The sequence below is a fragment of the Agromyces sp. NPDC055658 genome (assembly GCF_053618155.1).
Window position 1 is genome coordinate 1 of the sequence record NZ_JBSHHD010000154.1, and the last position, 1,042, is coordinate 1,042.

Sequence of the window (1,042 nt, forward strand, 5' to 3'; positions counted from 1 at the left end):
TTGCGATCTCTTCGGGCTCGATCAGTCGCTGGATCAACGACTGCGGCCGGTGCTTGATCATGAATTCGCGCTGCGCCTCATCCCACGGCAGCGATTTGTCGACGAGTTGGTAGACGAAGTCCTCGACGCCCGCCGTGTGGGTCGGCCCGGCGATCACCGAGTTCACGGTCACCCCGCTACCCGCGGCTTCCTTGGCGAAACCGCGCGATACGGCGAGCAACGCCGTCTTGGAGACGCCGTAGTGGATCATCTCCGCCGGCGTGACAATGGCGGAGTCACTGGCGATCTGGATCGCCCGGCCCCAGCCCCGCTCGGTCATCCCGGGCAGGTAACTGCGGATAAGTCGCACCGAGGCAAGGACATTCACGTCGAAGTAGGTGCGCCACTGCTCGTCGGTGATCTCCAACGGCGGCACCGCCCCGAAGATCCCCAGGTTGTTCACCAGGATGTCGACATCGGGCAGCTGACGCAGCAGGTCGGCCGTGCCCTCCTCGGTGGATACGTCGGCGGCGACGCCCAGCACATCGAACTCGCCCAGTTTGGAGACGGCTTCATCGACGCGGGCCGGCGTGCGACCGTTGACGGCGACACGGGCACCGCTGCGCGCCAGTTGCTCGGCGATCGCCAGCCCGATGCCCTGTGTCGAGCCCGTGACAAGTGCGGTCTTTCCGGTCAGTTCGATGTTCACAAGGCTGTACTACCACCGATGTGGGCAAACTATTCCAGGTTGCGCAGCTCGCGCTTGAGGATCTTGCCGGTCGGGTTGCGCGGCAGCTCGTCGAGGAAGACCACCTCACGGGGCACCTTGTACCGCGCCAGGTGCTCTTTGACGTAGGTCTTGATCGAGTCTTCGTCGAGGTTGGCACCCTCGGCCTTCACCACGAAGGCCTTCAGCCGGGCACCCCATTCCTTGTCCTCGACACCGAGTGCGGTCGCCTCGATGACATCGGGATGACCGCTGATCAGATCCTCGACCTCGGCCGGGAACACGTTCTCACCGCCGGAGACGATCATCTCGTCATCACGGCCGCTGACATAGAGC

At 64.1% G+C, this 1,042-nt stretch carries 2 protein-coding genes; both read right to left on the minus strand.

Going from position 1 to position 1,042, the window contains the following annotated elements; all coding sequences use genetic code 11:
* The coding region (locus ACWGPE_RS19280; RefSeq protein WP_452049361.1) for an SDR family NAD(P)-dependent oxidoreductase at nt 1-688 on the minus strand (688 nt) is incomplete at its 3' end.
* 29 nt (nt 689-717) lie between these two features.
* Nucleotides 718-1,042 (minus strand): AMP-binding enzyme (locus tag ACWGPE_RS19285; protein ID WP_452049362.1); only part of this gene is annotated, 325 nt, incomplete at its 5' end.